Annotated in this window: 20 protein-coding genes and 2 tRNA genes; 11 read left to right on the top strand and 11 right to left on the bottom strand. The window is 65.6% G+C overall.

The genetic code is table 11. The annotated features are described in order from the left end of the window. Positions 1–39: 39 nt before the first annotated feature. Genes uvrC through JT720_RS13460 form a run of 5 tightly spaced genes read left to right on the top strand, consistent with a single transcriptional unit; the run spans position 40 to position 4,657 of the window. Positions 40–1,986: an excinuclease ABC subunit UvrC gene (gene uvrC / locus JT720_RS13480; RefSeq protein WP_205481818.1), complete on the top strand. Its 1,947-nt coding sequence runs from the start codon at positions 40–42 to the stop codon at positions 1,984–1,986. Beyond that, on the top strand, positions 1,983–2,720 hold the full coding sequence (gene recO / locus JT720_RS13475; RefSeq protein ID WP_205481817.1) for a DNA repair protein RecO: 738 nt from the start codon (positions 1,983–1,985) through the stop codon (positions 2,718–2,720). The genes uvrC and recO overlap by 4 nt, the downstream gene beginning before the upstream one ends. 36 nt (positions 2,721–2,756) lie before the next feature. Continuing rightward, positions 2,757–3,149, top strand: a complete 393-nt coding sequence (gene apaG / locus JT720_RS13470; RefSeq protein ID WP_205481864.1) for a Co2+/Mg2+ efflux protein ApaG — start codon at positions 2,757–2,759, stop codon at positions 3,147–3,149. Between the two features lie 8 nt (positions 3,150–3,157). Next, on the top strand, positions 3,158–3,589 hold the full coding sequence (locus JT720_RS13465; protein WP_205481863.1) for a DUF488 domain-containing protein: 432 nt from the start codon (positions 3,158–3,160) through the stop codon (positions 3,587–3,589). Between the two features lie 60 nt (positions 3,590–3,649). After that, the gene (locus JT720_RS13460; RefSeq protein ID WP_205481816.1) at positions 3,650–4,657 is read left to right on the top strand and encodes a sensor domain-containing diguanylate cyclase; all 1,008 of its coding nucleotides are present in this window, start codon (positions 3,650–3,652) and stop codon (positions 4,655–4,657) included. A 1-nt stretch (position 4,658) separates the two neighbouring features. Here JT720_RS13460 and JT720_RS13455 read toward each other — a convergent pair whose 3' ends face one another. The 3 genes from JT720_RS13455 to JT720_RS13445 form a co-directional block, all read right to left on the bottom strand. Further along, the gene (locus JT720_RS13455; RefSeq protein WP_205481815.1) at positions 4,659–5,129 is read right to left on the bottom strand and encodes a host attachment family protein; all 471 of its coding nucleotides are present in this window, start codon (positions 5,127–5,129) and stop codon (positions 4,659–4,661) included. 108 nt (positions 5,130–5,237) lie between these two features. Then, on the bottom strand, positions 5,238–8,006 hold the full coding sequence (gyrA, locus tag JT720_RS13450) for a DNA gyrase subunit A (RefSeq protein WP_205481814.1): 2,769 nt from the start codon (positions 8,004–8,006) through the stop codon (positions 5,238–5,240). A gap of 90 nt (positions 8,007–8,096) precedes the next feature. Further along, the gene (locus JT720_RS13445) at positions 8,097–8,852 is read right to left on the bottom strand and encodes a peroxide stress protein YaaA (RefSeq protein WP_205481813.1); all 756 of its coding nucleotides are present in this window, start codon (positions 8,850–8,852) and stop codon (positions 8,097–8,099) included. A gap of 189 nt (positions 8,853–9,041) precedes the next feature. Here JT720_RS13445 and JT720_RS13440 point away from each other — a divergent pair, with 189 nt between their 5' ends. Both JT720_RS13440 and JT720_RS13435 read left to right on the top strand, forming a co-directional pair. Further along, entirely contained in the window at positions 9,042–10,262 is a 1,221-nt protein-coding gene (locus tag JT720_RS13440) for a tetratricopeptide repeat protein (protein ID WP_205481812.1), read from the top strand. Positions 10,263–10,425: 163 nt separating this feature from the next. Continuing rightward, a complete protein-coding gene (locus JT720_RS13435) occupies positions 10,426–11,907 on the top strand; it encodes a histidine kinase dimerization/phospho-acceptor domain-containing protein (protein ID WP_205481811.1) in 1,482 nt (493 codons plus the stop codon). Between the two features lie 7 nt (positions 11,908–11,914). Here JT720_RS13435 and JT720_RS13430 read toward each other — a convergent pair. From JT720_RS13430 to JT720_RS13410, 5 genes are all read right to left on the bottom strand, one after another. Next, positions 11,915–11,989: transfer RNA gene (locus JT720_RS13430), tRNA-Ile, on the bottom strand. 88 nt (positions 11,990–12,077) lie between these two features. After that, positions 12,078–12,154, bottom strand: a tRNA-Pro gene (locus JT720_RS13425). 35 nt (positions 12,155–12,189) lie between these two features. Continuing rightward, positions 12,190–12,516: a hypothetical protein gene (locus JT720_RS13420; protein ID WP_205481810.1), complete on the bottom strand. Its 327-nt coding sequence runs from the start codon at positions 12,514–12,516 to the stop codon at positions 12,190–12,192. Beyond that, positions 12,513–12,716, bottom strand: a complete 204-nt coding sequence (locus tag JT720_RS13415) for a hypothetical protein (protein WP_205481809.1) — start codon at positions 12,714–12,716, stop codon at positions 12,513–12,515. Before JT720_RS13415 ends, JT720_RS13420 begins: the two co-directional genes overlap by 4 nt. Before the next feature lie 32 nt (positions 12,717–12,748). Further along, entirely contained in the window at positions 12,749–14,125 is a 1,377-nt protein-coding gene (locus JT720_RS13410) for a M28 family peptidase (protein WP_205481808.1), read from the bottom strand. A gap of 77 nt (positions 14,126–14,202) precedes the next feature. On the opposite strand from JT720_RS13410, the gene JT720_RS13405 reads away from it, so the two are divergent. After that, positions 14,203–14,979: a formyl transferase gene (locus JT720_RS13405; RefSeq protein ID WP_205481807.1), complete on the top strand. Its 777-nt coding sequence runs from the start codon at positions 14,203–14,205 to the stop codon at positions 14,977–14,979. Here JT720_RS13405 and JT720_RS13400 read toward each other — a convergent pair. From JT720_RS13400 to JT720_RS13390, 3 genes are read right to left on the bottom strand one after another with little or no spacing between them, the layout of a single operon-like run. Next, positions 14,976–16,046: a PA0069 family radical SAM protein gene (locus tag JT720_RS13400; RefSeq protein ID WP_205481806.1), complete on the bottom strand. Its 1,071-nt coding sequence runs from the start codon at positions 16,044–16,046 to the stop codon at positions 14,976–14,978. The genes JT720_RS13405 and JT720_RS13400 overlap by 4 nt on opposite strands. A gap of 48 nt (positions 16,047–16,094) precedes the next feature. After that, positions 16,095–17,831, bottom strand: coding sequence for a lytic transglycosylase domain-containing protein (locus JT720_RS13395; protein ID WP_205481805.1), 1,737 nt, complete (start codon positions 17,829–17,831; stop codon positions 16,095–16,097). Continuing rightward, positions 17,828–18,550: a uracil-DNA glycosylase family protein gene (locus JT720_RS13390; protein WP_205481804.1), complete on the bottom strand. Its 723-nt coding sequence runs from the start codon at positions 18,548–18,550 to the stop codon at positions 17,828–17,830. The genes JT720_RS13395 and JT720_RS13390 overlap by 4 nt, the downstream gene beginning before the upstream one ends. A gap of 106 nt (positions 18,551–18,656) precedes the next feature. Between JT720_RS13390 and JT720_RS13385 the strand changes: the two genes are divergently transcribed. Genes JT720_RS13385 through JT720_RS13375 form a run of 3 tightly spaced genes read left to right on the top strand, consistent with a single transcriptional unit; the run spans position 18,657 to position 22,778 of the window. After that, a complete protein-coding gene (locus JT720_RS13385) occupies positions 18,657–20,309 on the top strand; it encodes an electron transfer flavoprotein-ubiquinone oxidoreductase (protein WP_205481803.1) in 1,653 nt (550 codons plus the stop codon). Then, positions 20,284–21,957 (top strand): tetratricopeptide repeat protein, encoded by a 1,674-nt coding sequence (locus tag JT720_RS14190; RefSeq protein WP_205481802.1) that lies wholly within the window; start codon positions 20,284–20,286, stop codon positions 21,955–21,957. The genes JT720_RS13385 and JT720_RS14190 overlap by 26 nt, the downstream gene beginning before the upstream one ends. Continuing rightward, entirely contained in the window at positions 21,957–22,778 is an 822-nt protein-coding gene (locus tag JT720_RS13375) for a 4-(cytidine 5'-diphospho)-2-C-methyl-D-erythritol kinase (protein ID WP_205481801.1), read from the top strand. Before JT720_RS14190 ends, JT720_RS13375 begins: the two co-directional genes overlap by 1 nt. The last annotated feature ends 4 nt before the right edge of the window (positions 22,779–22,782 follow it).

Genomic DNA, 22,782 nt, shown 5'->3' with positions numbered 1-22,782 from the left:
GCGGCTTGCGTGGGGCATGCTGTCCCCTAAGTACAACACATGAACCGCACCCCCGCCGACCGCCCGGAGCATCCGCGGGCGGCAGAGCGCTTCAACGAGGACAAGGCGACGTTCACCGTCAAAGGTGGGGGAGAGGCCCCCGACCTCGAGGCGGGCGTCGCCGCGATCCGTAACGTCCTGAAGACCTTGCCCGCGCGGCCGGGCGTGTACCGGATGCAGGACGCGAAAGGCGACGTGCTCTACGTGGGCAAGGCACGTGCGCTGAAGCAGCGCGTTACGAACTACACGCAAGTCGCGCGACTATCGAAGCGACTGCAGCGGATGGTGGCGCAGACGCGGTCGATGACCATCGTCACCACGCGGACGGAGGCGGAGGCGCTGCTGTTGGAGGCACAGCTGATCAAGCGCTTCCGGCCGCCCTACAACGTGCTGCTGCGGGACGACAAAAGCTTCCCCTTCATCCTGCTGCGCGAGGACCACGCCTTTCCGCGCGTGCAGAAGCATCGGGGCGCCCGCCGGGTCAAGGGCAGCTATTACGGCCCGTTCGCCAGCGCCGGATCGGTCACGCGCACGCTTAATGCGCTGCAGAAGCTGTTTCTGCTAAGAAGCTGTTCCGACAGCTTCTTCCAGAACCGATCACGGCCCTGCCTGCTCTACCAGATCCGCCGCTGCTCGGCGCCCTGCGTCGAGCGGATCGATGCCGCGGCCTATGCCGAGCTGGTCGAGGATGCGAAGAACTTTCTTGCCGGTCGCTCGACGAGCGTGCAGTCGCGGCTCAGCAAGTCCATGGCCGAGGCCGCCGAGAAGCAGGATTACGAGCTGGCCGCTGTTTATCGGGATCGATTGCGGGCGCTCACTTACATCCAGGGCAGCCAGACGGTGCATGCCGAGGGGCTCGGCGATGCGGACATCTTCGCGTTGGCATGCAAGGCCGGGCAGGTCTGCATCCAGGCCTTCTTCATTCGCGGCGGGCAGAACTGGGGGCACCGCGCATTCTTTCCGGCGCATACCAGCGATGTGCCGGAAGCCGATGTTCTCGCAAGCTTTCTCGTCCAGTTCTATGAAGACATGCCACCGCCCAAGCGGGTGCTCGTGGATCGCGACCTGCCCGAGCCGGAGTTAATCGCCGAGGCGCTCTCTGAGCGTGCCGAGCGCAAGGTCGCCATCGAGCGACCGCAGCGCGGCGACCGGCGCAAGTTGATGGAGCAGGCTACCCGCAACGCCGAGGAAGCTCTGGACCGACGCCTTGCGGAGAGCACCACTCAGGGCAAGCTGCTGCGGGACCTGGCTGACACGTTCGAGCTGCCGGACCTGCCCAAGCGGATCGAGGTCTACGACAACAGCCACATCATGGGCACGAACGCGACAGGCGCCATGATCGTCGCTGGTCCAGAGGGCTTTCGCAAGAACAGCTATCGCAAGTTCAACATCAAGTCGGGGGTCACGCCGGGCGACGACTTCGGCATGATGAAGGAAGTGCTGGAGCGCCGTTTCGCTCGATTGGAGAAGGACGATCCCGACCGGCAGAGCGGCGAGTGGCCCGATCTGCTGCTGATCGACGGCGGGCGCGGCCAGCTCAATGCGGTACTGGAGATCATGGAGGATGCTGGGGTCCATGACGTGCCCGTGGTCGGCGTCGCCAAAGGTCCGGATCGCAATGCAGGTCGGGAGGTGTTCCACCTGCCCAACGGCCGCGAGGTGACCTTTCCGCCCAACCACCCGCTGCTCTTCTACCTCCAGCGACTGAGGGACGAGGCGCACCGCTTCGCAATCGGCACGCACCGTGCCAAGCGGGCGAAGAGCCTGACCACCTCCACGTTGGACGAGGTGCCCGGCATCGGGCCTACCCGGAAGCGTGCTTTGCTGATGCACTTCGGCACGGCAAAGGCGGTCAAGGGCGCCGCGCTGGAGGATCTTGAGCGCGCGCCCGGCATCAGCAAGGCCACGGCGCGTCAGCTCTACGACTACTTCCACCCCAACGGATGAGGATCACGACGCCAGCGATCGTTCTCGCGCTCCGCAGCCACGGAGAGCATGGGGCGGTGGTTCGGCTGATGACTCCGGCGCATGGCTTGCAAGCCGCTTATGTTCGCGGCGCGCGCGGGCGGCGTATGCGTCCGGTGCTCATGGCCGGGAATGAGGTGGAGGCGCAGCTTGCCGCCCGCACCGACACCCAGCTGCCCCAGGCGATGGTGGAGCTAACCCACAGCCGCGGGCCGCTGTTGCAGGAGCCGCTGCCCGCGGCCGCGATCGAGTGGGCCTGCGCGCTGACCGCCACCGCCCTGCCGGAGCAGCAGCCCTATCCGCAGCTGCACAGTGCACTCGATGGACTGCTCACCGCGATCGAGGCCGCGCCAGCTGCGTCGGGCTGGGGAACGGCGCTGGTCCGCTACGAACTGCTGCTGTTGGCAGAACTCGGCTTCGGGCTGGACCTCGCCGAATGCGCGGTGACTGGCCGCTCCGACGAACTGGTGGCTGTCAGCCCGCGCTCCGGCCGGGCGGTGAGCGCTGCCGAGGCGCAGCCGTATGAAGGTCGCTTACTCCGACTACCCCAGTTCCTGCTGCAGGGCGGCCAGGCCGGATGGGCCGACATCGCCGACGGTCTGACGCTCACCGGGCACTTTCTGTCACGCGATATCCTGACGGACCGGTCGCAACCGCTGCTGGATGCGCGAGGGCGTCTGGTCGAACGCTTGCGCAGGGCAGGGGGACTGGCCTAGCGTCCCCGGATGGCGCCCTCGTCCGGTTTCGACACCATGGCCGTGCTCTTCCCGCAAGAGGCCGTCACCCGCGACATCACGGTGCGCGTCGCAGTCAGCTATCTTGCCGAGCAATCGGCGCCGGCCAGCGGACGTTGGTTCTGGTCCTACCACATCCGGGTGGAGAACGGCTCCGGCAGGAGCGTGCAGCTGCTGTCGCGGCACTGGCTGATCACGGACGGGCGCGGAGCCGTGCACGAGGTGCGCGGGGAAGGGGTTGTCGGCGAAATGCCGCTGATCGCACCGGGCGCTAGCTTCGACTATGTGTCCGGCTGTCCGCTCTCCACGCCAACCGGCTCGATGAAAGGGAGCTATCGCATGGTGGATGAGGACGGGGAGGCATTCGACGTCACCATTCCCAGCTTCTCGCTTTTGGGACCCGCCACCTGAAAGCGCCGCTGCGCATCTTCACCATCGGCTATGAGTCGGTCACCGTGGCCGAGTTCCTGCACGCACTCAGCAGTGCCGGCGTCGAGCGCGTAATCGACGTTCGCGCACTGCCGCTGTCACGCCGCCCGGGCTTCTCCAAGTCGGCCTTGAAAGCGGCGCTTGCCGAGGCCGGCATCGACTATGTTCATCTTCGGGCCCTAGGCACGCCAGCGGCGGGGCGCGAAGCGGCGCGCAAGGGTCGCACGGCCGACCTTCGTCGGATCTACGCGTCTCAGCTCGAATTGCCGGAGGCGATTGCCGAAGGTGCGCAGATGGTCGACCTGGCGCTCGAAAAGCCCAGCGCGCTGCTCTGCTATGAGCGCGAGCCTGCTGGCTGTCACCGTTCTCTTCTACTGGAAAGCATCGCGCCCGAAGCCGAGATTACGCACCTTTTCGCCTGATGGGTCCGGTATGGACTGATGTGTAAGCTGCGCGTCACCAGGGTGAGGCATAGCTTAGCCATGAACCCGCAACTGAACGACGCGCACAGGCACAAACTCGGGGACGAAGCGGGTCGCCTGCTAGCGCTGCGCCGTTATGGGGTGCTGGACACGGCACGCGAGAAGCACTTCGATGTCGTCACAAGCTTGGTTCGCGACGTGTTGGGCGTGCCTGTTTGCGCCATCTCGTTGATCGATGAGACCCGCCAATGGTTCAAGTCGATCTCCGGCCTTAAGGCGGAGGGCACCGCCTGCGAGTTCGCCTTCTGCGATCACACGATTCGCTCGCCGGGGTGCTTCGTGGTGGAGGATGCGGAAACGGATCCCCGGTTCGCTGCCAGCCCGCTCGTGAGAGGAAATCCGCGCATTCGCAGCTATGCCGGAGCCCCATTGACGACCCCGGACGGCTATAATGTGGGGTCCCTATGTGTCATCGACGGGCAGCCACGATCGTTCAGCGCCCGCGATCTGCAGCGCCTCACCGGTTTTGCAGAACTCGTGGTGGAGCAGCTGGAACTGCGCACCCTGGCATGCGAGGACGGCCTGACCGGAGCGCTGAGCCGACGCGCATTCCTCGACGCGGCGCGCGGTGCGATCCGCCATTTCGGCCGCGACTCCCGTCCGCTCTCGCTGATCAGCCTGGATGTCGACCACTTCAAGCAGGTCAATGATCGCTTTGGGCATCCCGCAGGCGACCGGGTTCTCAAGGCCGTGGTCGAGGCTTGCCAGCCAGAGCTCCGTCCGCGCGACCTGTTGGGTCGAATGGGCGGTGAGGAGTTCGCGGTCCTTGTGAGCGATGCAACAGCCGACATGGCCCTGCATTGCGCCGAACGTCTCCGCCGCAGCGTGGCGACGCTCGACCTTGGCAAAACGGGTCGGATCACCGCGAGCTTCGGGGTCGCCCAACTCCGTCCCGGCGTCGACATGGACGCGTGGCTGGAAGAGGCGGACGCCGCCCTCTACGCGGCGAAGAAGGCGGGCCGGAACCGCTGCGAAGTGGCGGTCTCACGGTTGCAGGTGGCGGCCTGATCTAGACGTCAGCCGGCTCGTTGGCCTTTGTTTCGGACGTGATCAGGGCTTCGATGTCAGGAATGGGTCGCCCGCTCATTTCCTTGTTGATGGTGCAGACCACCCGCTTCTCCACCTCTTTGTGGAGTGATTTTCGAAGCACTCCCAGCGCTTTGGGCGGCGCAACGATGCAGAGGTGGTCGAAGTCGTTGCGGAGCGCGCGCTTGCGCAGGTTTTCCGCCGCTTCCTTGACCCAATTGTCTTCGTCCTGCTGCTTGAAGTCGGTCTCTTCCATCGAGTCCCGACCGAACCCCGCGCTGGTGGAGGCGGCGCCCTGTGCGTCCGTCTTCAACTCGCGGTCGAAATCGGCGTCTTCGCGCTCGTCATGCGCTTCGGTGCGCAAGTCGATCTGGTTCTGATCCCCGTGATTGCGGAAGAACAGCATCTTCCGTCCGTCGATCACCAGTACCAGCGCATTGTTGGGAATGGGCATGTATCCTCCTCACGGTCTACCCAGCGAACGCGAGGCTCGCGTCGCCGTTCCCGCCGGAGCGCCGTTGCGTTCACAAGGCACGAGAACCTGCCCGCGAGGTCGTGAACCTTACTCGGCCGCGTCGCTGCCCGAGGCAAGATCTTCGCCCACCGTCGCTCCTTCTTCCGGAGCGATCTCGTCAGTCAGCGTTTCAACCTCGACCTCGTCGCTCTCATCGATCTTTGCGACCGACACAACGTGCTCATTATCGGCCACGCGGAAGATGGTAACGCCCTGCGTGTTGCGGCCGGCGATGCGGATGGAGCCGACGGTGGTGCGGATCATCTTGCCCTGGTCGGTTGCAAGCATGATCTGCTCGCCCGGCTTCACGGGGAAGCTCGCCACCACGCGACCGTTCCGAGCCGAGGTGTCGATATTGGTAATGCCCTGGCCACCGCGGTTGGTCCGGCGGTACTCATATGCGCTAGTGCGCTTGCCATAACCATTTTCGGTGACCGTCAGGATGAACTGCTCACCCTCGGCCATTTCCGCCAGCCGCTCCGGCGACAGGGTGCATTCGGCCCCCTCGCGATCCCGCCAAGGCGGGCACCGCAAGTAAGCCTCACGCTCTTCCTGGGTGGTGCCGACGCGGTGGAGGATGGACATGGAGATGACTTCATCCCCCTCCAACAGCCGGACACCCCGAACGCCTGTGGAGGTGCGGCTCTGGAATTCGCGCACGTCGGTTGACATGAAGCGGATCGCCTTACCGTTCCGCGTTGCGAGCAGGACGTCGTCCTGTTCGGTCAGCAGCTCGACCCCGATGAGACGATCGGTGACGTCTTCCTCGCCCTCGTCGCCTTCCGACACGCCGAAGCGCATCGCGATCTTGCCTGCAGTGGGGATGTTCCGGAACGCATCCATGCTGTTGCGCCGCACCGTTCCATGCGCGGTCGCGAACATCAGGTGCAGGTCGCCCCAGCTCTCCTCATCCTCCGGCAGCGGCAGGACCGTCGTGATGACCTCGCCCGCGGAGAGAGGAAGGAGGTTCACCATGGGTCGGCCCTTCGCCGTAGGTCCGCCTTCGGGGAGGCGCCAGACCTTCATGCGATACACACGGCCCAGGTTCGAGAAGAACAGCACCGGATTGTGGGTGGAGGTCACGAACAGGTTCGTGACCGCATCCTCGTCCTTCGTGCTCATGCCGGACCGGCCCTTGCCGCCGCGCTTCTGTTCACGGAACACGGACAGGGGGGTGCGCTTGATGTACCCCGTCATCGTGACGGTGACGACCATCTCCTCGCGCTCGATCAAGTCCTCGTCGTCGATGCCGTCGGCCGCGGCCGCGAGTTCGGTCTTGCGAGGAGTGGAATATTCGCGATCGACCTCGTCCAGCTCCTCGCGAAGAACCTCGTAGAGACGCGCACGATTGCCCAAGATTTCAAGCAGTTCGGCGATCGTCTTCGCAAGCTTCTCGAGCTCCGCTCCGATCTCGTCCCGCCCGAGCGCCGTCAAGCGATGAAGGCGCAGTTCCAGGATCGCGCGGACCTGTTCTTCCGAGAGCCTGTAGGTCGTGCCGATCGCCTGAGGCTCCACCGCTTCGACCAGCTGAATGTACGGGCGGATTTGGTCACCGGCCCACTCGCGCTCCAGCAAGCGTTCGCGAGCCTGGGCGGGGCTGGAGGAACCTCGTATGAGGCGAACCACCTCGTCCAGATTGGTCACCGCCACAACCAGGCCAAGCAGGATATGGGCGCGCTCGCGGGCCTTCAGCAGTTCGAACTTCGAACGCCGAGTGATCACCTCTTCCCGGAACTTGACGAAGCTCTCGATGATGTCGCGCAGGGTGAGCGTTTCGGGACGGCCGCCGCGGATCGCCAGCATGTTGGCGGGGAAGGAGCCTTGCGCCGGCGTGTGCCGCCAAAGCTGGTTCAGCACGACTTCCGGAGTGGCGTCACGCTTCAGCTCGATGACGACCCGAACGCCCTCACGGTTCGACTCATCGCGAATGTCACTGACACCCTCGATCCGCTTGTCCTTCGCAGCTTCCGCGATCTTTTCGACGAGCGCGTTCTTGCCCTGCTGGTAGGGAATTTCGGTGAGGATGATCGAGCGACGATCATTCCGGCCTTCTTCCACCTTGTAGCGGGAGCGCAGGACGATGGAGCCGCGACCGGTCGTGTACGCGCTGCGGAGGCCCGCCTGGCCGAGAATGATGGCCCCGGTCGGGAAGTCGGGGCCCTTCACATGCTCCATCAGGCCTTCGGAGGTGATCGCCGGATCGTCGATATAAGCGCGACAGGCAGCGATGACCTCGCCCAAATTGTGGGGCGGGATGTTGGTCGCCATGCCGACAGCGATACCGCCCGCGCCGTTGACCAGCAGGTTGGGGAAGCGAGCGGGGAGGACCTGTGGCTCCCGCTCGCTGGCGTCATAGTTGGGCTGAAAGTCGACCGTGTCCTTGTCGATGTCGCCCAGCAGGAAATTGGCGACCTTTGCCAATCGTGCTTCCGTGTAGCGCATGGCTGCCGGCGGATCCGGGTCCATGGACCCGAAGTTGCCCTGGCCGTCGATTAGCGGCACGCGCATCGACCAATCCTGCGTCATGCGGGCGAGAGCATCGTAGATCGCGCTGTCGCCGTGCGGGTGATACTTACCCATGACGTCACCGACAATGCGGCTCGACTTGCGATACGGCCGCCCGGCGACATAGCCCGCTTCCTGGCAGGCGTGGAGGATACGGCGGTGCACCGGCTTCAAGCCGTCGCGCACGTCTGGCAACGCACGGCTGACGATCACCGACATCGCGTAATCGAGGTAGGACGTCTTCATCTCCTCGACGATGGAGATGGGAGCAATCGCGTCGCTGGGCGTTTCCGCCGGCGGTTGGGTAGCCAAGGCTTTTCCTATTTCTCGTGATCGTTACGCGCGGGGACCCGCTTGGAACCGGCTAGCACCTCGCGCGTGCGTGCGCGAGAGGATTCGTGGTTACCCGCGGACGTAGAGCGGCTTGTCGGGGGTGCTGCCTTCCGCCTCGAAGCGCCAGCCGTCTGCATCGAAGGCCTGCAGCCCGAGCGGGTCCTCGACCCGTTCTTCGCACACCCAGCGCGCCATGGTCCCGCGCCCAACTTTGGCCGTGAAGCTCTGGAACTGAAGGCCCTTGGCGGTCCGGACGCGAAAGTCGGGAGCAATCACGCGCACCCGCTTCTTCGGAAGGAAGGGGCCAACAGCTGCGAGATACTCGTTGCTCGCGAGGTTGAGGATTGTCGCCGATCCTTCGTTCTTCAGGTCGCGCAAAAGCGCCTTCGCAACCTTGTCCTTCCAGTGCTCGGTCAATTTCTCACCCTCCGGAGCCCAGCGAGTGCCCATCTCGAGACGATAAGGACGGATTGCATCGAGTGGCCGCAGGATGCCGTAAAGTCCGGAGAGGATGCGGACATGGTCCTGTGCGAAGGCGATCACGTCGTCACCCGCAGAGGCAACATCGAAACCGCGGTAGACATCGCCGGCAAACATGCGGATCGCAGGCCGCTCACCGGCTTTCCGAAATGCTTTGAAGCGAGCCGCGTTGATGTCTGCCAGCTTGGGCGAGATATGCATCAGCTCCGACAGTTGCTCCGGCGTCAGCTTGGCAGCAGCCCGGGCGATCCGGCCTGCCTCGGCCGCGAACGTGGGTCTGGTGAGCTGTTCATCGGAAGGACTGTCCAGGTCCAGCGTCTTGGCGGGTGAGAGCAGGATGATCACGGAGGAGGGCGCTAGCGGCTGGCTTGGCCGGCGTAAAGCGGAGCGCGTAAGCCACTCAGAAAGAACGGTTCAAAGGCTGTTCAGCAGTCGGGCGGCAGGGGCGCTGGAAGCAGGGGCGGAACGGGGTTATGGGCCGCTCCCGTAAGTTACACGAGATGCCGGGTGAACTCGGCCGGACAGGAGATACGCATGACCTTCAAGAGCAAGGCTCTGGGCCTCGCCCTCTCACTTTGCGTAGCTGGCTTCGCGGTTCCTTCCGCGGCGCAGCAGGAAGCGCCCAAGCCGTTGAAGGTGTCAAATGAGGCCGGGCCGGCCATCCGTGCCTTGGACACCGCGGTAAAGGGCGGCGATTTTTCGAATCTCCCGGCGCTCCTGGCGGAGGCGAATGCGAAGGCCAAGACCGCAGACGACCGCTTCGCGATCGTCTCGCTTCAGCTGAGGGCCGCTCAGGCGCAGAACGACAAGGCCGCGACCGCGGCGGCGGTTGATGGTCTGCTCGCAACCGGCCGGATCCAGGAGCCCGAGGCCAGCAAGCTCCGCTTCAGTGCGGCCCAGCTCCGCTACGAGTTGAAGCAGTATGACCAGGCAGCGGCGGGGTTCGAGCAGGCACTTGCGGCCGACCCCAACAACCTGGATGCCTACGTCCTGCTTGCGGAAACTCGCAAGGGCCAGAACCGGGAGGCCGAGGCCGTTCCGCTTCTGCAGAAGGCCATCCAGCTTCGCGCCGCGTCTGGCCAGCCGGTGCCGGAGAGCTGGTACAACCGGGCCACGGCACTCGCTTTCAACAACAAGCTGCCGAGCGCGCCCCAGCTCGCTCGGGACTGGGCCAAGGCTTATCCGTCACCGACCAGTTGGCGCACCGCCATCATGACGTTCGAGCCGACGTCAGGCCTGACCGGTCCTGACAAGGTCGACATCTATCGTCTGCAGCGGGCTGCGGGTGCGTTGAAGGGCGAGACGGATTATTACCGTTACGCCGATGCGGTGCTGCTACGTGGCCTTCCGGGCGAAGCGAAGGCCGTTCTCGAGGAAGGCTTCGCCGCGAACGCCATCGACCGCAACAAGCCCGCCTTCCGGGACCTCTATGCAGCCGCCAGCGCGAAGATCGCTGCGGACAAGGCAGGGCTTGTCGCCGCCGAGAAGTCGGCGCTTGCGTCCCCGGCGGCTCGCAGTGCGCTTGGAACTGGCGATGCCTTGATGAGCTATGGCGACTACCAGAAGGCAGCTGCGCTGTACCGGGCTGCGCTCGGCAAGAGCGGCGTGGACGCGGGTGCTGCGAACCTTCGCCTGGGCATCGCCCTAGCTCGTGCTGGCGATACCGCGAGCGCAACGGCCGCATTCAATGCGGTGACCGGGCCCCGAGCGGGTCTCGCGAAGTTGTGGCTCGACTGGCTCTCGTCGCGCCGCTGATCACATCTTCAGGCAAAGAATCCGGGGCGTCGGCTTTTGCCGGCGCCCCGTTTTCGTTTGTCCCAGAACGGGATGCTTAACGGCTGCTGCCTTCAATGAGTGAGACGCCCCCCATACGACGCAAGCATGACATCGCCTTCCATGGTGTCCGGGAGCTTCACGCTTGCGATTTGATGACCGCCTGTCCACAGTTCTCGCCCTTGCGGCGGTCGGGCTGCACGAGCGTGCCGTGCAGTGGCGGCAGCTTGTGGAGCTGGTCGCGCGGGGCGCGGGCCGCAGCAGGCCCGAGCTGCGTGAACACGCGTTGCAGCGCATCGCAGGGCTGATGCGAGAAGTTCCAGAGGACATCCGGGCTGCGGCTGCGAGATCCATTGCGGGCCCCGATGTGCCTGCTGAGCTTGTGGCCCTATTCGCGTCGGACAGCCTGGAGATCGCCGCGCCACTGGTAACGGCGGCCGAGTTGGACGAGGCCGGCTGGGCTGCAGTTCGCGCCGTTTCCTCTCCGAGCGTCACCGCGATGCTTGCCGCCCTGCGGCCGGAGCGAGCCGCTCCAGCGACATCGGACGTTGCACTTCAGCCCGCACCCGCAACACCGCTGCCCGTGGCGGTCACGACCGAGCTGCCCGGCGAGGTGCAGGAACCTTTTCCCACGCTCTCGGCCCCTCAGCGAGAGCCCCAACGTGATCCGCTCCCGTCAGGTGTGTTCCATTGGGAATGCGGACCGACGGGTGAAATCGACTGGGTCGACGGCGCGCCGCGGGCGGCCACCATCGGCCTGAGCCTTGCGGATCGACTAGACCAGCAATTCAGAGCGCGCCTGCCCTTCGAGGAGGAGCCCGTTCGCCTGGCGGAAGAAGGACCGCTTGCGGGTGAGTGGAGGTGGAGTGGGACACCCATGTTTCTGCCCGGTGCCGGCCGCTTTGCGGGCTATCGCGGCATTGCGCGGCGCGAAGGTCGATCGAACGTGGAGGCCGCTACGGCGCCGATTTCCCCGGATAGCGACTCCCTGCGTGAGTTGATGCACGAACTTCGTACGCCCTTGAATGCGATCATTGGCTTTGGGGAGATCATCGGAGGTCAGTACCTGGGGCCCGCCCATCGCGCGTACCGCGACCGCGCGACGGATATCGTGCGGCAGGCGCGTCTGCTGCTGGATGCCGTCCAGGACCTGGACCTGGCAGCCCGCATCCGGTCGCCGCGGAGCGGAGCAGGCGCTGAGGGTTCCCTTGACGACACCCTGCGGACTCTCCGACTTGCTCTGCTCGAGCAGGCGGTCACGCGCGACGTCACCTTGACGATCGCCGTCCGGGGGACCCTGCCTGACCTCGCCATCCCGTTTGAACTCCACGAGCGCCTGATCCCGCGGTTCTTGTCCAGCGTTCTCGACTCGGCAAGCGCTGGCGAGCGTATCGAGCTGGTGGTTGATCGTATCGGAAGCCAAGTGGCGATTGCGATCGACCGCCCGCACTCGGTTCAGGGGCTTGCCGAAGACGAGCTGCTGCACCCGTCCCCCGATGCGACTGGAGAGATCTTCAATCTTGGCTTCACGCTTCGCCTGGTGCGCGGGTTGGCTAATCTGGTCGGCGGAAGCCTGGACGTCGCTCCCAACCGGCTTGTGCTGCTCTTGCCGGTCGCCGGCGAATAGCACGCGCTGGTGGGCCCGGAGGGATTCGAACCCCCAACCTGGCCGTTATGAGCGGCTGGCTCTACCGTTGAGCTACAGGCCCCACCGGGCGACGGGCCGAACGCTTCGGCTTCGCCTCCGCGATCATCGCTGTGCAAGCATCCCCCGGATGCTTCCTCATCCAGCGATGATGGTCGGGGAGACAGGATTCGAACCTGCGACCCTCTGCTCCCAAAGCAGATGCGCTACCAGGCTGCGCTACTCCCCGACGGTGGAGCGCCTAGCAGGAGCTTGCGGCTGCCGCTAGCGTCCTTGCTGCTGGTTGGCTTCGCGTACGTTCACGTCGACATCAACCCGTTCGATGGTGTTGCCGGCCTGATCGACTGCGCGCTCCGCGGCAGCTCCGGCGTTCCTTGCGGTGCTTTCGATCACCGGAACGGCTTTTTCGAGAGCATCGCCCGTCTTGTCGGCAGCGCGCTCCGCGGTGTTCCCGGCGGCCTCGACACCGTTCTCGATGGCGTCATGATTGACCGACAACACCGTCTGGTCGTTCTGCTGATCCGTGCTGACGTTGCAGGCCGCAAGGCCGAGAAGGGTCGGAATAGTCAGCAACCATGTCGAGCGAATCATCGGCGATCTCCTTGCTGTTCGTTAGCGGGTCCGGAACGAGCAGACGTATCGTTCCGCTCCGCTCGCGTCTGGGCGTCCGCAGCCGCACTTTCCGCCAGACTCATGAGCTGGTTGGCAGAGGCATCGGACACCTCCGGCGGCGGCTCGATGGCTTCTTCAGTGCTGCGGTCGCAGGCCGACAGCAGCGTCACCGCGAGCATGAGCCAGGCCGCCCGCCTCACCAGCGCCGCTTTCAACGCACCGGCTCCGTCCCTCCGGAAAGCACCGCCAGCATGGCGGTCCAGGCCGCGACATTCTGCTGAAGCTGCGCCTTGTCGATCTTGTCCAGCGTATCGTCGGGTGTGTGGTGGAGGTCGAAGTAGCGGGTTCCGTCCTGCAGAAGGCTGACGCCCGGGTGACCATCCGCAAGGATCGGGCCAATATCCGAGCCCTCCGCCTGGTCCAGGGTGCCGGGCACGATGCCGAGTGGCTGAAGAATTGTCTGCAGTGCCTGTGCTTCCGATTTCCGCTCTGCGCCGAGCTTGCTGTCCACCTTCCAGACGCGGTCCGCCCCGAAATCGCTCTCCACCAGCGCGTGATGCGGCTGCTTGGAATAGCGCTTCTGATAGTCGAGGCCGCCGAAAAGGCCGACCTCTTCCGACCCGAACCAGACAACACGGATGGTTCGAAGCGGTCGGCCCGAGTCCATGATCCGCTTTGCAGCGGCCGCCACAATCCCGCATCCGGCGGCATCGTCGATCGCCCCGGTGCCCTGATCCCAGCTATCAAGGTGACAGGCGACGACGACCGGAGGAGCCTTCGGATCACGGCCGGGGACGTCGGCGAGGACATTCCCGGACGGCTGTGGCCCGAGGTTGCGGCTTTCCAGCACCAGCCGCATCCGCACCGGCTCCTTCGCACGTTTCAGGATCCGCTCGAGCTGGTCGGCATCAGGGTTCGACAGTGCGCCCGCGGGGATCGGCTGCGCTCCGTCCGTGAAGCGCATGACGCCCGTGTGGGGGTTGCGATGCCAGTCGGTCCCGATCGGTCGGATGACCAGTCCCACGGCGCCTTTCTGACTGGCGATCGTTGGGCCCTGACGCCGTGGAGCGCCGAAGACGCCGTAGCCGGAGCCGTCCTGCGTGCGCGGCATGGCATGCGTCAGGTAGACGATCTTGCCCTGCACCACCTCGGGTGGAGCCGCCTGCAACGCCTCGATGGACGGGAAGCCGACCACTTCTGCCTCGATCCCGCCTGGAGGAGTGGAGCCGCTGTTACCCAGGGCCGCGATGGTCATTGGCTGTGGAAAGGGCGCAAGCACCGCCGCCCGCTCTTCGCCCCGCACCCAGGTGGGAATGGTGAACTCATCCACCCTTACGTTGGCGAAACCCAAGGCGGTCAGTCGCCTGACGGCCCATTGTCTCGCGCGCGCTTCCGCCTCCGTTCCGGCCAGCCGGGGGCCGACTTCGGTCGTCAGGTCTTCCGTGATCTGCCAGGCGAGGGTGTCGGCGAGAGCGGCCTCCCGCAACTTCGTAGCCTGAGTGAGATCGACCGAGCCCGGACCGGCAGATTGAGCGGCCGCGGAAGTACAGAAAGTGGCAGCCAGCGCCGCGGCAATGAGTCTGGTCATGTTCGACGCCTAGCCGGGCGCTCGCCGCAGAGTCGAGAGCGGCTTGTCACATCTTTCGAGGACCGCAATGGAGGCGCATGGGCTGTCAGCTTTGCGTCGCGGGGAAGAACATGATCGCCGTCGAGGCGCTCGCCAGGTTGTCCGCCGATCATGACGTCGTCTGCCTACCCAACCCAGAGGATCAAGGAGTGGACGGGTGGCAGCCGTCGCTGAGACGGGCGGCCCTGCAAAGCGGCATCCCCATCGTCAACGAGGGGGAAGCGGCGGCCAAGCCAGAGCTCTGCTTCCTTTCCCTGGAATATTCCAGGATCATCCGGCCCGACGCGTTCGCCACGGACAAGCTGTTCAACCTCCATTTTTCCCTGCTGCCGAAATACCGGGGCTGCAATACCGCGGTCTGGCCGATCCTCCACGGTGAGGAGGAGCATGGCGTGACGCTCCACTGCATCGACGCGGGAGTGGATACAGGTCCGATCATCGATCAACGCGCCTTTCCGCTCGGCAGCATGACCGCGTTCGGCGCTTACATGGAATGCCAGCGGCTGGGGGTCGAACTTGTCCTGGAGTGGATTCCGCGCCTGATTGGCGGAGACTTTCAGGCACTCGCCCAAGGCGAAGGCACGAGCTTCGCGCGCGGGAGTCTCGACTGGGCGCTGAAGGAAATCGACCTGAGCGAAACGAGGGAGCAGGTACTCCGTCGCCTCCGGGCGTTCACCTTTCCGGCTTACCAACTGCCGACGCTGCGCGGGAAGGAGATCACCCAATGGGGCACCCGGCCATTCCACGGCGCCACCATGGTCGAAGCTGCGGATGGCCCTCTGTTCCTCAAGCTTCGGCAACCTGACGCAAGCTAGAGCAGACGCATCTGCGCGCCCCTGGGAGATTGAAAGAGGTCACGACGCAAGACGGTCTTCGTCTGCCCGAGGCCATATCGCTTGGCGGCTCTCTCGAATCGCGTTCTCAGCAGGTCCGCCCAAGGTCCCGAGCCGCGCATCCGGCTGAAGAAGTCGGGATCATTGTCTCGTCCTCCTCGCATCGACCGGATCGTTGCCATGACCTTGGCCGCGCGTTCCGGGTAGTGCTCGTCGAGCCAGGCACGGAAGAGCGGTGCGACCTCGTGGGGAAGGCGGACCGGGAGATAGAAGCCTGCTCGTGCACCAGCTGCAACTCCGGCTTCCACGATGGTTTCGAGCTCATGATCCGTGATCTGCGGGATCACCGGAGCAATGGCGATCAGTGTCGGCACGCCTGCCTCGTTCAAGGTTCGGATCGCTTCCAACCGCTTGCGCCCCGCCGGCGCCCGGGGCTCAAGAGTCCGGCTGATGCTGGGCTCCAGTGACGTGACCGATACTGCTACAGCCGCCAATCCCTCGTGCGCGGCCTGGGCAATCAGATCCAAGTCCCTCAGGACACGGTTGGATTTCGTCGTGATCGTGAAGGGATGTTTGGTCTCGACGAGAACCTCAAGGATGGAGCGGGTGATCTTCCACCGCTCCTCGATCGGCTGGTACGGATCCGTGTTCGTTCCAAGCGCAATCGGCGCGCAATCGTATCCCGGAGCGGACAGGGCCGAGTGCAGCAGCTTGGCCGCATCCGGCTTCGCGAACAACCGGCTCTCGAAATCAATCCCAGGCGACAGGTCATGGTAGGCGTGCGTTGGCCTGGCAAAGCAATAGATGCAGCCGTGTTCACACCCGCGATACGGATTCACCGATCGATCAAACCCGATGTCCGGGGAGCGATTGCGCGTCAGGATGCTTCGGGGGTGCTCCACGGTAACGGTGGTCCGGCGCGTCCCGACACCGTCCAGTGCGTCGACCTGGTCGAGCCAGTCGCCCTCGGCCATTCGCTCCCTCAGGTTGAAGCGCGTGGGCGTAGCATTGCGGGTGGCCCCGCGTCCCGGGCTCGACTCGACAGGCATGCAGCCATGGTACCGGCTGCACCAGAACATAACAAGAACGGATTACCGTTATCGCTTTGCGGGAAACGTCGGCCAGCGGTGCTGCGCCATGGCCGTGAGGGTGGGTGTCGGTGCGTTGGCGAAGCCTTGGTAGACCCACATGTTCCGCAGCACTTGGGGAACGTAGAAGCGCGTCTCCCAATAGGGAATGCTCTCGATCCAGAGTAGCGGGTCACCTTTGTCGTTCACCTGCCACCGTCCGACGGGAAGCGGCCCGGCGTTGTAGCTGGCGATCACCTTCGGCAACTGCCCCTGAGTGGCCGAATGGCCGCGCATCCATTCGATCCAGCTTTGCCCGAACTCCATGTTGGTCGGCGGATCGAGCAGGTTGCCAACCCCGCCGCCCCGATTGCGCGCGATCAGGGACGCAGTGGTCGGAAGGACCTGCATCAACCCCACAGCCCCAGCCTGGCTGACCGCTTCGGTGCGGAAGCTCGACTCCTGCAAGGCGTGCGCCATGCCAAGCGCCGGATCGATCCGCCATCCGCCGGGCGGGCTCCAGCCTGGGTTCGGGTAGCGGGCGGCAGGCGGCACCAAGGCCCCGGCGCGGCCGAAGTGCGCAAGGAAATGCTGGGTGGCCGCCAGACCCAAGCGTTGCGCCGTGAGCACGAGGCCAAGCTGGTCTGCCGGTTCGCCGATCCTGGCCTGGTAGCGCAGGAACTGTCCGGCAAGGTCCCGCTCACCAATCGCGTTCAGCTCGATCGCTCGCCGGACGTTTGGCAGGTTGTCGACCGTGCGCGCCCCAGCGGCAAGAGGCGGCAGACGGGTGTCCATCCCCAAGGTCCGGCGCGCCACAAGTCCGTAGAAGGTTTCCGGGCTTCGTGCGGCTGCTCGCATCAGGGGCGTCACGGCTGCCGGGCGACGACAGACCATCTCGGACCGGGCGGCCCAGTAATATCCCGCGGCCGAAAGGCTCGGTTCGGCGGAGCCCTGTCCGACCTGGCGGAACAGGCGGGATGCGCTCTCGCAGTCGTTCTGCCGCCAGGAGGCGAGTGCGCTCACCCACGCCGAGTGGACCGCCCATTCTCCAGTGGCGCCCATTCGGCCGTTATCAGCCACGCGGCGCGCGTCCGCGTCCAGGCCGCGCACGTAGTAAATCCAGGCGACCCGCTGTGAAGCCTCCGCCCGGGCCTCTGGCGAGAGTAGGGGATAGCGTTCGTTGAGAAGGAGCTCGGCCCCGGCAGCATCGTCTGCCTTCACGGAGGCCTCAAGTTCGGCGCGCAGCTTGTCCGCCTCGGGCTCGCCCGTGACCGGGCGTGCACGGCCGCGACGCGGGGAGGCGCCGATCTGGACCAGCGGGTAGCGGCGCACCAGGCGCGGCGTTTCCTCCGCTCCGCGAGCTTCCGCCATCCGCTGGATCTGGTCGGCCTTGGGCAGATCCGGTGCCTCGAGCAGCAGGTCGAGCAGAGGATCGAGCGCAACCTTCGGCGAACCCTTCGCGGTATAGAGTTCCGCCTTTGCTACGCTGGAAAGCGGCGACTGGGGAAGGATCGCAATGCCCGCCTGAGCGGCCGCCCACTGGCCGGAGCGGATCGCCAGGAACACGCCCGCCCAATCCTTGGGCACGATCGCCGGCGCCGGCGCAGGCGTGACCGTGCCGGCCGGCGGAGCTCCGACCGGCGTGACGGGGGTGGTTGGCGACGGCTCGGCCAACTGCTGCTCGGTTGGCTCGGCGATCGGCGCGAGGGGGTCAGCCTCCTGCGCAAGGATGAGAAGACCCGTTGCCACTCCAACGACGAAACTCATGAAACCTCTTCATCCATCAACAACAGGAGATCTCGCCAGGCGTAGGCCTTGTCGCTCGGCCGCTGGAGCAACTGGCGGGGGTGGAGGGTCGCGACCGCCGGGAGCCCTGCAATCCGGTGGACCCGTCCGCGTGCGTGCAAGAGCGGCTGACCAATCAGGGCCCTCGCCGGACTTTCCCCGAGCAGCAGCAGGCGCTTGGGCTTCACCAGCGAGATGTGGTGCCGCATGTCTTCGGCGCAGCGCTCGAGCTCGCGGGGACCAAGCTGGCTTGCGGGGGCGAAAAAGCAGGCGAGCGAGGCGACGTAAGCCTGCTCGGGCTTGATACCGGTCGCCGCCAGCATCCGGACGGTGAGTGCCCATGCCTCACCGCCAATCGGACGGCCCTCGCTTGCGCATTCGCGGGCCGGAAGGTCCGACACGAGCATGATCTCGGCGTCCGCTGGGCCGTGTGGCAGCGCTCGAGCGGACGTCGCGCTGAAGAGAGGAAGGTCACTCGCCTGACGGAGGTGATCCTGGAACGCCTCAAGGCTTTCGAGACTGGCCGCGGAATGGGTGCTGGCTTGCGGCGCTCGCTGGTCCTCGTCGGCGGGACCCGGCTCCGACGTTGCGGGGATGAGCGCGGCGCGGCCAAACCACTGGCGCGGTTGGTCGGCCGCGGGCACGTCCACGCCCGCATCCAGCCACCACCCGAGCAGGCTGGCAGCCTCTGCCTTGGTCAAGCCGTTCAAATCCCCGCCCACAGGAGCATCATAGCCCTTGCGGCTGTTGACGCCAGCCGCATCTCATGGGCAGGTGGCTGAAACGAGCGGAAAATCAGGACGGACGATGAGCGAACGGGAGTCGATGGAATATGACGTCGTGATCGTGGGGGCGGGCCCGGCGGGCCTGAGCGCCGCGATCCGGCTAAAACAGCTCGCAAGCGAAGCGGGCCGGGAGCTGTCCGTCTGCATTCTCGAAAAGGGTTCCGAGGTCGGCGCTCACATCCTGTCCGGGGCGGTGATTGATCCCAAGTCGCTGGACGAACTCCTGCCCGACTGGCGGACGGATGACAGCTGCCTGCTGAACCGCGTACCCGTGACCTCCAATCACCACTGGGTCCTGACGAAGAAGAAGGCCTTCAACTTCCCACACCTGATGATGCCCTCGTTCCTGGACAACAAGGGCATGTTTACGGGCAGCCTCGGCAACCTGTGCCGCTGGCTGGCAGGGAAGGCCGAAGAGCTTGGGGTCGAGATCTTCCCGGGATTTCCCGCCGCCGAAGTCCTCTACCACGATGACGGATCGGTGAAGGGTGTGGCGACTGGCGACATGGGCATCGCCCGCGACGGTTCGCACCGCGGCGACTATCAGCCCGGCATGGAATTGCACGCCCGCTACACCTTCTTCGCGGAGGGCGCTCGCGGAAGTCTGACCAAGCAGCTGAAGAAGCGCTTCGACCTGGAGGCGAACTGCCAGCCGCAGGTTTATGGGATCGGCATCAAGGAGTTGTGGGACATCGATCCCGCCAAGCACGAGCCCGGCAAGGTCGTGCATACCCAGGGGTGGCCGCTCGACGACGCATGGGGCGGCGGGTGGATCTACCACCAGGCGAACAACCAGGTGTCGATCGGCTTCGTGGTCGCGCTGTCCTACAAGAACCCGCATCTATCGCCGTTCGACGAGATGCAGCGCTGGAAGCAGCATCCCGAAATCCGCTCCCTGCTCGAGGGGGGTCGCAGAGTGTCGTACGGCGCGCGGGCGATCAACGAGGGCGGGTGGCAATCCATTCCGCAGCTCGCCTTCCCGGGCGGCGCTCTGATCGGCTGCTCGGCCGGCTTCGTGAACGTCCCAAGGATCAAGGGCACCCATACGGCGATGAAATCCGGCATGCTGGCGGCCGAGGCTGCGTTCGAAGCCGTTACCGCCGACCGCCGCAACGACGTTCTGGAGAGCTATGAGCCCACTCTGCGCAAGAGCTGGATCGCCGATGAGCTGATTAAGGTCCGCAACGTCGAGCCGGCCGTATCGAAGCTGGGCAACACCATTGGCACTCTGTTTGCCGGTACGGACATGTGGATGCGCCAGCTGGGCATCGGCCTGCCGTTCACCATGAAGCACGTGCCCGATCATACCACCTTGTGGCGGAGGGACATCGCGCCCGCGATCGACTATCCCAAGCCGGACGGCGTCATCAGCTTCGACAAGCTGTCCTCCGTGTTCCTCTCGAACACCAACCATGAGGAGGACCAGCCCATTCACCTCCAGCTGAAGGACCCGGCGATCCCGACGCGCGTCAACCTGCCGGAATATGACGGTCCGGAGCAGCGCTACTGCCCGGCCGGAGTCTACGAATATGTGCTGGAGGGCGGCTCCCCACGGTTGCAGATCAACGCGCAGAACTGTGTTCATTGCAAGACGTGCGACATCAAGGATCCGTGCCAGAACATCAACTGGGTAACCCCGGAGGGTGGCGGTGGCCCCAACTACCCGAACATGTAGCTTCGTCCTTGCGCTCAGCCTGCTTGCCGCTTCGCCGGCAGGGGCGAAGCGTACTCCAGCGTTCGAGCTGACCGGGCCGGCAACATTCGTCGGAGCCCGGGCCGCGGCGCTCGACGGTGACCTGCGGCGATCGGCGCTGCTTTATGCCGCTCTGGCCGAGCAGGAGCCCGGGAGCACGGTGATCGCAGGTCGAGCGATCTCCGCGGCGATTGCCTCGGGTGACACCAAACTGGCTTTGCGGCTGGCAGCTAAGCGACCCATCTCCGAGCTCGAGGTGGACGCGAAGCTGCTGCTCGCCGGGGAAGAGCTTCGCCGGGGCAAGGAAGGAAAGGCGAGCGCCATCCTTCGTGGCCAGACGGGCGGCGGCGTTGATCTCGGCTTCTTGGCCCCTCTGGTGGAGGCATGGAGGCGCGCGGAGAAGGGTGACGCAAGCGCGATTGGCACGCTGAGCGAAGTGCCTGCGGGCAGCGCCGTTGCGCCCTACCTGTCGGAGCACCGGGCGCTCATGCTCCTGAAGCTGGGCAAGCCAGTCGAGGCGGAGCCCATTGCCCGGCGCGCCATTGCGGCTGCCGGTCGCCGCGAGGCACGGGTCCGCATCGCGCTCGCGGACGGGTTCATGCGCAACCGGGATCGGGAGCGCGCACTGGCCATGCTGGAGGGCCGCGAGGTCTCGCTCTTCCGGGCGCGGCAGCTTCTGCAGTCGGGTCGCCGACCGGGTGCCGGGATCGACAATGCCGCTGATGGCTTTGCCGAGCTGCTGCTCGCGCTGTCGCTGGATCTTGCGCGGGCGGATGTGCGGTCGCTGCCTCTCGTGATGATCCAGGTGGCACGTCATGCCTCCCCGGATGCGCCGCAAGCTCCCGTCCTGCTGGGGAGTTTCCTCGGTTCGAACGAGCGACCGGACGAGGCGCTGGTGGTGCTTCGCGGAGTTGGTGACGACAATCTCTTCTCCCCCGAAGCGCAAGATACGGAAATCCGGACGCTTTTGCGCGTCGACCGCGATCAGGAGGCTCTGGCCCGGGCGCTGGCGTTCGCTGCCGCTCCGGATGCGCAGGCCGATGACCAGGCCCGCGTGGCGGATGTGCTGGCCGAGATGGGTCGTCACGTGGATGCTGCCGATGCGCTGGGACGGGCGCTGGCGATGGTGGAGGCAGGCGGACCGGGACCGGAGAGGTGGGTCCTGAACCTGCTTCGTGGCGGCGAGCTCGAGCAGGCGGAGCGGTGGGCGGAAGCCAAGGTCGCGCTCGAGGCTGCGCTGGCGCAAGCTCCTGAAAATCCCCTTGTTCTCAACTATCTGGGCTATGCCAAACTGGAGCGCGGCGAGAACCTCGACCGGGCGGAACAGCTGATCGCAAAGGCCAGCGCGCTGGCGCCGGACAATGCTTCGATCACCGATTCCTTGGGCTGGGCGCAGTTCAAGCGCGGGCGGGTGGAGCAGGCGATCGCGACCCTGCAGCAGGCGGCAGCGAAGGATCCGAGCCAGGCGGAAATCCAGGAGCATCTCGGCGATGCGCTCTACACCGTGGGCCGCAAGTTCGAGGCGCGGCATGCGTGGAATGCGGCGCTGATCACGGCCGAGGACGAGGTGAAGGAACGCATCGAGAGCAAGCTCGAGGCAGGGCTTACCCCGGCCAACGCGGCGCCTTGATGGCGGTGGAGGGAAGGCGCTGGCGGGAGGTTGCGCCGGCCAAGCTGAACCTTGCGCTGCATGTCCGGGGGCGGCTGCCCGACGGGCGTCATGCGCTGGAGACGGTGTTCGCATTCTGCGTGGACGGGGACCGGCTGGAGGGGGAGCCGAGTGACACGTTGAGTGCCAAAAACACCGGTATTTTCGCTGCGAATCTGCCCGGGAACGACGAGAATCTCGTGCTCAGGGCCGCGAATGGGCTGAAAGATGCATCGGGCGTGCAGTCGGGTGCGACTCTGACGCTCGACAAGCGACTGCCGGTCGCGTCGGGCATCGGCGGCGGCTCGGCCGACGCGGCGGCGACGCTGCGGTTGCTGACATCGATGTGGTCGATCGATCCGAGCCATGCGTCGGCGATCGCGCCGAAGCTCGGGGCGGATGTGCCGGCCTGCCTGCTGAGCATGACCTGCCGGGGGGAAGGTGTCGGGGACCGGTTGGAGCTGGTGAGCGATCCCCGGATCCCGGGCACGCCAGTGCTGCTGGTCAACCCGAACGTGCCGCTGTCCACGGGGCAAGTCTTCGCGGCCTGGGACGGGGTAGACCGGGGCGAGCTGACGGACTGGCAGAGCGGGCGGAACGACCTCGAGCCGGCGGCGCGGGGGATCGTGCCGGCGATCGGGGACGTGATCGACTGGCTGGGTGAGCAGCCGGGAGTGGAGTTCGTGCGGATGTCGGGGTCGGGAGCCACCTGCTTCGCGCTGTTCGCGGACGAGGCGAGCCGGGACTCGGCGGCCGCGGGCTGCCCGGATGGGTGGTGGCACCTCGCCACGACCCTGCGCTAGAGGG

This window comes from Sphingomonas arenae (assembly GCF_016924655.1).
Lineage (GTDB): Bacteria > Pseudomonadota > Alphaproteobacteria > Sphingomonadales > Sphingomonadaceae > Sphingomicrobium > Sphingomicrobium arenae.
Note: the sequence above shows the minus strand (reverse complement) of the source record. Positions and strands in the feature narration are given on the sequence as shown.

Coding starts and splice junctions, on each gene's coding strand:
- JT720_RS13455 (WP_205481815.1), bottom strand. CDS start 5,129: ATGCCCATTCCCAACAATGCGCTGGTACTGGTGATCGACGGACGGAAG.
- recO (WP_205481817.1), top strand. CDS start 1,983: ATGAGGATCACGACGCCAGCGATCGTTCTCGCGCTCCGCAGCCACGGA.
- JT720_RS13410 (WP_205481808.1), bottom strand. CDS start 14,125: ATGACCAGACTCATTGCCGCGGCGCTGGCTGCCACTTTCTGTACTTCC.
- uvrC (WP_205481818.1), top strand. CDS start 40: ATGAACCGCACCCCCGCCGACCGCCCGGAGCATCCGCGGGCGGCAGAG.
- JT720_RS13440 (WP_205481812.1), top strand. CDS start 9,042: ATGACCTTCAAGAGCAAGGCTCTGGGCCTCGCCCTCTCACTTTGCGTA.
- JT720_RS13415 (WP_205481809.1), bottom strand. CDS start 12,716: ATGCTCGCGGTGACGCTGCTGTCGGCCTGCGACCGCAGCACTGAAGAA.
- JT720_RS13420 (WP_205481810.1), bottom strand. CDS start 12,516: ATGATTCGCTCGACATGGTTGCTGACTATTCCGACCCTTCTCGGCCTT.
- JT720_RS13385 (WP_205481803.1), top strand. CDS start 18,657: ATGAGCGAACGGGAGTCGATGGAATATGACGTCGTGATCGTGGGGGCG.
- JT720_RS13460 (WP_205481816.1), top strand. CDS start 3,650: ATGAACCCGCAACTGAACGACGCGCACAGGCACAAACTCGGGGACGAA.
- apaG (WP_205481864.1), top strand. CDS start 2,757: ATGGCCGTGCTCTTCCCGCAAGAGGCCGTCACCCGCGACATCACGGTG.
- JT720_RS13405 (WP_205481807.1), top strand. CDS start 14,203: ATGGGCTGTCAGCTTTGCGTCGCGGGGAAGAACATGATCGCCGTCGAG.
- JT720_RS13395 (WP_205481805.1), bottom strand. CDS start 17,831: ATGAGTTTCGTCGTTGGAGTGGCAACGGGTCTTCTCATCCTTGCGCAG.
- JT720_RS13400 (WP_205481806.1), bottom strand. CDS start 16,046: ATGCCTGTCGAGTCGAGCCCGGGACGCGGGGCCACCCGCAATGCTACG.
- JT720_RS13375 (WP_205481801.1), top strand. CDS start 21,957: ATGGCGGTGGAGGGAAGGCGCTGGCGGGAGGTTGCGCCGGCCAAGCTG.